Origin of the sequence: Vreelandella vilamensis, assembly GCF_031451755.1 — a bacterium.
Taxonomy (GTDB): domain Bacteria; phylum Pseudomonadota; class Gammaproteobacteria; order Pseudomonadales; family Halomonadaceae; genus Vreelandella; species Vreelandella vilamensis.
The window spans coordinates 1-6,260 of record NZ_JARWAN010000046.1 but is presented as its reverse complement, the minus strand read 5'-3'; the positions used below and the strand labels follow the sequence as shown (position 1 = coordinate 6,260).

Sequence of the window (6,260 nt, the reverse complement as noted above, 5' to 3'; positions counted from 1 at the left end):
CTGCTCCCGGATAAATTGATGAAGAAGCTCCCTGGCTGCTAGCAGAGGATAACTTCTATGGGCGATTTCATCATCCGGGACCAAACATCTAACCTCTATGTGTAGATCAAATATATTGCATGACGCCATCCATTCAGGAAAATAGCCGGTATCGCTCTTGGTAAAAGTAAGAAAAGTTACGTTATGGCCGTATCGGCGATAACGGCTTTCGCGCAGGAACACACTGACTCGCCAAGGTTCGTCTAGCGCGGAGCTACTCGCCCCCGCCCTCACGCAATAGCAAGGTCATGTCGTATGCAACCCGATCAGCGCACGCTTCTCGCCTCCGCCATCGTTCTCGCCACGGGGGTGCTATGGGGATTCTACTGGCTACCGGTTCGCGCCCTGGGGGGGATGGGCCTGACGGGCGCCTGGGGGACAGCCGCCATAACCGCTGGCACGGTGGTACTTCTTCTGCCCTTTGCCGTTCGAAATCGCCGCCAACTGGCACGAACCCGGCCGGTCGCCCTGTTCTCGGTCGCGCTGGGCGGTGCAGCGTTCGCGCTCTACTCGATCGGCTTCCTCTATGGACGGGTCGCGATCATCATCCTGCTGTGGTTTCTCAGCCCGGTGTGGAGCACGCTGATCGGCCGCTTCCTGATGGGATGGCCGACGCCCCGCCTGCGCATTGTCGCCATTGTCCTGGGCCTGGCAGGACTGGCCATCATGCTGGGGGCCGACGGCAATCTCCCGCTGCCCCGGGGAGCAGGTGAGTGGATGTCGTTGATTGGCGGTATCCTTTGGTCTTTCTCCACCACCGGCATCCGCGCCAGGTCCACCATCACGGCTCTACCCGCCGCCTTCATCTTCGCTCTAGGCGCGGCAGTGACGGCGCTGGTTCTCGCCCCGTCCCTTGAGCCGCTGCCCAGCCTTGTCCCGAGTCAGGCCCTCACGATCACGGGGCTGGCACTGCTGACAGGTGGCCTGTGGTGGGGATTGAGCCTTGTGGCATTGATGTGGGCGACGGTCCGGCTTGAGCCTGCACGCGTCAGCATCCTGCTGATGATGGAGGTGCTGGTGGGAGCGCTTTCCGCGGCCCTCCTCGCCGATGAATCCCTAACAGGCTTCGAGATGGCGGGAGGTGTCATCGTGCTCTTCGCGGGCCTGCTTGAGGTCATTCCCGCGCGTTATCTCAGATCGGCATGACATATCCGATGAAATTTCCCCAGGCGGTCCGCAATTTCATGAGAACGCGCCTTATCGTGAGCTTTTAAAAGGTTCTCGCTGGACTTCGAAAAACGTCTTTTCATCGCATCGGTAGGGCACGTTAATACGCCTAAAAATATCTCTGCACCGACAAAAAGCAAGCCGCCCATGTTTGGACGGCTTGAGAATGGGTAATCCCCTTGGGTCTCGAGTGCTGCTCAGAAGGTATAGCTGACGCCAAAAGTGGCCACCGGGTAGACCGAGAGAGCATCCGCATCCTCTTCGAGACGTTCTTCCTCGGCGCGAATGTCGCTTTGAAGCGCGGGCCAGTTGTTTTCCAGACCTGTTGAGGTGCTGAGATCCACCTGGATGTCCGTGGAAAAAACACCCAGTTCTGAGAAGAATCCGAAACCTGTCTTGTTGGATGAACGCCATCCCAGACCAAGGTAGGGCTGAACGCTATCGGCAATGGTCAACTCCCCTGTCACGCTACCGACATTGGCGGCGGTATAGGTGTTGCCATTGAAGTCGTAGGTGCCACCGACATTGGGCGTTCCTGTCACACTGGCGGTCATGTCCGGCAGCGCTGCGCCTGCCGTGAGATAGAAACGCCCACCGAAAGGAAAGTAGTCGAACTTCACCGCACCGGCCTGGAGGTCGATATCACCATCGTAATCCACCTCGTCGGTGTCGTATTCGCTATCGTAGCTGAGGCCGCCAGCGTAATTGGCTGTAACGGAGAAATTCTGGTGGAAGCGCCAGGAGGCTTCGAGGCCCGCCCCAGTGGTGCCTGCCATGATACCCACGGTATAGATGTCATCGAAGGCATTTGCGGTGCTTGTTGTTAAAAGACCGGCAGTAACGGCGATGAATGTAATTTTTTTCACGATGATCCCTTCGTGGTTATATTTTAATCATGCGACTATTCTCGGAAACTAATACTAATTAACCACCTGGATAGAGACAACCCTTCTTTTTGTGTTAACTGATTCGTCGTATCGGCCTTTCCAGAGCTGAACGTTCATAGGCACTGCATGAAGCCCCAAATGGACAAAGTGGAGCAACAGTAAGGCTCACTCACTGGGTGCAGGAAGTGGTTTATCAAAAGGATCAGGGCACCGTAGCGTTACGTTTCAACCAACCGATGATTCCCTACTTATCTCAGCTCGCCGAACAGTTGACCAAGTTCGCCATGCGCGATGTGGCTAAGATGACTAGTTTCCACGCAATTCGGCTCTACGAACTGCTATGCCAATAGCGAGGCACAGGTCATCGCGCCATATCGTGAGCTTCGGCTTCATACCTTGCGAAGGGTCTCGTTGTCACCGACTTATGCCCTATGCGCACGCGGCAAAGTGAATGCGCTATCCTGGCGCAACACGCGCAACGCAACAAAAGGCGGCAACGTGCAACAGACCATATCCCAGGCCGCTAAGCTATACGGTAAAGCGCGCTCCACTATTCACCGCGCAATCGAATCAGGCCGCTTATCATGCAGCGTTCGAGGCGATGGCGTACGCGTTATCGACTTGTCCGAATTGATCCGCCTATGGGGTGAACCACCCAACGCACCAACTTCAAAGCAACAGAGCGCAACGCCTGACGAACCGGACACGCAACAAGCAATGCTCCACGAATTGCAGGCTATGCGAAGAGAGTTGGTAGCGCTACGCGAGGAAGTGGCCCAACTCCGCGCATTACCGCCCCCAGAAGCCACCAAAGAGGCCGTAGAAACGACGAAAGCGACAAAGTCAGACGATAACCCCCACGGATTGCGTGCCCTTGCTAAAGCGCTATACAGCAGCAACGAAGGATAGCTGCGGCAGAATGTGGTTAAAGGCATAACCACCGAACAAGATGCTAGCAATCGTTAACCCAGGCTTTTCCCATGCTGCAACTACAGAAAGTTCACGATTATCAGCAATATCGTGAGTTTTTCTAAGCGGGAGATCAACCTGCCAAAAATAGACCAAGGGGGGGGTGTTAGGGGTGCTGTGACTCGCAAAACAAGCTGCTTGCCGATGCTTGCTTAAAAAATTACTGGGGGTACAATAATTAATAGGAAAAGGAGACCCTGATGGCCCCAGGCAGTGAGATCGAGTACGACCTGCGCAAACAGCAAGACACCCTGCAACATCGCGGCCTGGATTTTAACGACGCACCTGACGTCTTTGCTGGCAAAACGCTGTCGATGGTGGATGACCGCCAGAACTATGGTGAAGAGCGAATCATCACCGTGGGTAAGCTCACCGGCAAAGTGACCGTGATTGTGTGGACACAACGCGGAAAGAAGCGCCGCATTATCTCCATGAGGTACGCCAATGAACGCGAAAGGCAACAATACGAACAGCACCTGGTTTGATCCGGACGACGCCCCCGAACTCACAGAGGAATGGTTTGAGGCAGCCCACCAATACCAAGGTGACACCTTGGTGAAACGCGGTCGTGGCCGTCCCCCTATTCCCGTAAGTGAACGAAAAGTGCCGGTGAAAATTCGCTATGACCAAGAGGTGGTTGAGGCATTCCGTCAAACAGGCAAAGGTTGGCAAACCCGCATGAATCAAGCCTTACGCCAATACCTACAAGAACATGATGTTCAAGAATTGAACTAACAATGCGTGTAGATCGGTCCGTAGGGCCGATGCAGTGAGCAACGCGTTTTGGTGGTCTACGCCCACCAAAACGCCGTTACCGCTCCGCTCCATGCCGCTGTGCAGCATCAAAATCCCCACCCCAAAAACTCATGATACGACGCGTAATCGTGAAAAACCAACTTTCAGACATACAAAAGCCCGCTCAACGGCGGGCTTTTAGGCAGTTCATTAAGTATTCAGGGCCAAGTGGTGAAGTCATCGTGTTTCGGTAATGGAGTATCAATACGCCACTCAGTTGCCATTCGTTGAGCTTCATCTATTTGATCACGCGGTAATGCCTCTATCATTAAATCTCGACTTTTTTGAGCACTTTCATTTCCTTGAGCCGCTGCCAAGATTATTAACATGTAACTCATAACAGGGTTACGAGCAACTCCTGAACCACCCCAGTACATAACCCCTAAGTTATTCTGCGCGTAGGCAAATCCTTTCTCAGCAGCAAGGCGATACAAAGAAACAGCCTTACGATGATTCTGCGGGACAACTCGGCCGTTTTCGTACATGGCCCCCAAGTTGGTCTGAGCGGTGGTATCGCCCTGTTCAGCAGCAAGACGGTACCAAGAAACAGCCTTACGATAATTCTGCGGAACACCTTGGCCGTTTTGATACATGACCCCCAAGTTGGACTGAGCGGAGGGAAATCCCAGCTCAGCTAAAGGTCGCCAGTTTTCTAAAGCAGTCGCATAATCACCACGCCTAGCAGCATCAAGCCCTTCATCTAATGACTGGCCTAAAACAGATGAACCCCACATGGTAGTTAGGCAGAGTAAGATTCGGATAAAAAATTTCACGATAGATAAGTCCTTTTTTTGATGTCATTTCCAGGCTAGCAATATCCAACTGGCAGTGCCATTTGCGTATACTTAATTTATATGGTTTCAATAATATAAGAAGTTGGCGAGCGCACAGTATGAAATTATTTGACGTGCTTGTTCATGTGAAATATCAAGCGTGCGGTTTAATAGCAGTTAGGCCACTATGGAAAGCCGCTTCATGATGGTTTGACGCAAAAAAGTGAAGCAAGAAAAGGAGATGCGAAATGGCTCAAAATTATCCGAAAAATTTCAAGAACTGTGCAGTATGCAACTATTGGGGCGGAAGTCGTCAAGTTGACACATTTGGTCAACGAGTAACTGTTGATTCTTCCAGTTCCAAAGGAAAATGTCTGCTTCAGGGTGGCCCTTGGAAAGGTCAAGAAAAGCAAGCCAACAACACATGCAATAAATGGCAAGCTTGGGGTGCCCTGAAGTAAATAAACCGAGTATCAAACCGTAATGGGAGTGAGTTTAACCGTCTCTCATTGCAATGTTATAAACTGAGGTAAAATGGATTTCGGATAATTAGGCTACTAACTTGCCCAAAAGCGCTGGTAGAAGGTGGTCTGGGTTCCGGATACCAAACATGAAGCCATGCGCAATCTGGCCCAAGCGTGTGACGACATGAAAGCTCAAGAACGTAAAGCGCGTCAGCAGCTAAACACCTTTGTGCTTGTCCTGATCGCCTTGGTGAACCATATCGATGCGGATATACCTCATCAAATACATTTAAATAGCGGCCCTATTACGTATTGGTATTACCCAAAATATATCCAAAACGATACACTAATATATCAATACATCAAAACAAGACATTAGGGCCGTTACCCATGTTTATTAGGGGTTACTTACGCGCATCGACCGATGATCAGAACGCTGATCGAGCAAGAGACCAGCTTACAGCTTTTGCTAATGAACGTGGCATGGCCATCGCATCGTGGTATGTCGAGAATGCGAGTGGCACCACCGTCGATAGGCCTGAGCTTCGTCGCCTGCTTAAGGACACTCAGCCCGGTGACATTCTACTGATTGAAGCCATCGATCGACTTTCTCGCTTACCGGGCGACGAATGGCAGATGTTGCGCAACGAGATCGAGTCCAAAGGACTCCGGATCGTCGCCCTGGATTTACCTACCAGCCACGCCGCGATGCAACCCACCTTGGGAGATGACTTCACGGCTCGCATGTTGGATGCTATCAATCGCATGATGCTGGATATGATGGCGGCGATTGCCCGCAAAGACTATGAGCAGCGTCGTCAACGCCAGGCGCAGGGGATTTTGAAAGCCCAACAGGAAGGTCGCTATAAAGGACGGACTAAAGATACCGACAAACGGCGCCGCATAGCGGAACTTCTAGCCGCAGGTTTTTCGGTGCGGAAAACCGCAGAGCATGCTCAGGTCAGCACCTATACCGTCCATAACGTCAAGAAACACGGAATCTAAATCTGAAAGAGGAAGATCAGTCCGTCATCAATTATGCTATAGCAAACCTTATGCCGATGAACAAGCCGTCACCCCGGGTTATTCACGAGGCAGGCCTGAAAACAAAAATAGTGGATGGTAATCTCTAATGTAATCAATACGTTCCGGCAAGAACACGATTC

General features: G+C 51.9%; 9 protein-coding genes. 7 read left to right on the top strand and 2 right to left on the bottom strand.

The window, feature by feature from the left end; translation table 11 throughout:
• Nucleotides 1-294 precede the first annotated feature (294 nt).
• The gene (locus QC823_RS15940) at nt 295-1,185 is read left to right on the top strand and encodes a DMT family transporter (protein ID WP_309657327.1); all 891 of its coding nucleotides are present in this window, start codon (nt 295-297) and stop codon (nt 1,183-1,185) included.
• 218 nt (nt 1,186-1,403) lie between these two features.
• On the opposite strand, the gene QC823_RS15935 is transcribed toward QC823_RS15940, so the two are convergent.
• Nucleotides 1,404-2,072, bottom strand: coding sequence for a hypothetical protein (locus QC823_RS15935; protein WP_309657326.1), 669 nt, complete (start codon nt 2,070-2,072; stop codon nt 1,404-1,406).
• Between the two features lie 143 nt (nt 2,073-2,215).
• Between QC823_RS15935 and QC823_RS16285 the strand changes: the two genes are divergently transcribed.
• The 4 genes from QC823_RS16285 (at nt 2,216) to QC823_RS15920 (ending at nt 3,797) form a co-directional block, all read left to right on the top strand.
• Nucleotides 2,216-2,443: a RepB family plasmid replication initiator protein gene (locus tag QC823_RS16285; RefSeq protein ID WP_422823685.1), complete on the top strand. Its 228-nt coding sequence runs from the start codon at nt 2,216-2,218 to the stop codon at nt 2,441-2,443.
• 148 nt (nt 2,444-2,591) lie between these two features.
• Nucleotides 2,592-3,002, top strand: a complete 411-nt coding sequence (locus QC823_RS15930) for a hypothetical protein (RefSeq protein WP_309657325.1) — start codon at nt 2,592-2,594, stop codon at nt 3,000-3,002.
• A 260-nt stretch (nt 3,003-3,262) separates the two neighbouring features.
• On the top strand, nt 3,263-3,547 hold the full coding sequence (locus QC823_RS15925; RefSeq protein WP_309657324.1) for a BrnT family toxin: 285 nt from the start codon (nt 3,263-3,265) through the stop codon (nt 3,545-3,547).
• A complete protein-coding gene (locus QC823_RS15920) occupies nt 3,507-3,797 on the top strand; it encodes a BrnA antitoxin family protein (RefSeq protein ID WP_309657323.1) in 291 nt (96 codons plus the stop codon). The genes QC823_RS15925 and QC823_RS15920 overlap by 41 nt, the downstream gene beginning before the upstream one ends.
• Nucleotides 3,798-4,015: 218 nt before the next feature.
• On the opposite strand, the gene QC823_RS15915 is transcribed toward QC823_RS15920, so the two are convergent.
• Entirely contained in the window at nt 4,016-4,630 is a 615-nt protein-coding gene (locus QC823_RS15915; protein WP_309657322.1) for a tetratricopeptide repeat protein, read from the bottom strand.
• 248 nt (nt 4,631-4,878) lie between these two features.
• Between QC823_RS15915 and QC823_RS15910 the strand changes: the two genes are divergently transcribed.
• On the top strand, nt 4,879-5,091 hold the full coding sequence (locus tag QC823_RS15910) for a hypothetical protein (RefSeq protein WP_309657321.1): 213 nt from the start codon (nt 4,879-4,881) through the stop codon (nt 5,089-5,091).
• A gap of 393 nt (nt 5,092-5,484) precedes the next feature.
• Nucleotides 5,485-6,099 carry a recombinase family protein gene (locus QC823_RS15905; RefSeq protein WP_309657320.1) on the top strand — a complete coding sequence of 205 codons (615 nt, stop codon included), beginning with the start codon at nt 5,485-5,487 and terminating at the stop codon, nt 6,097-6,099.
• Nucleotides 6,100-6,260: the final 161 nt, after the last annotated feature.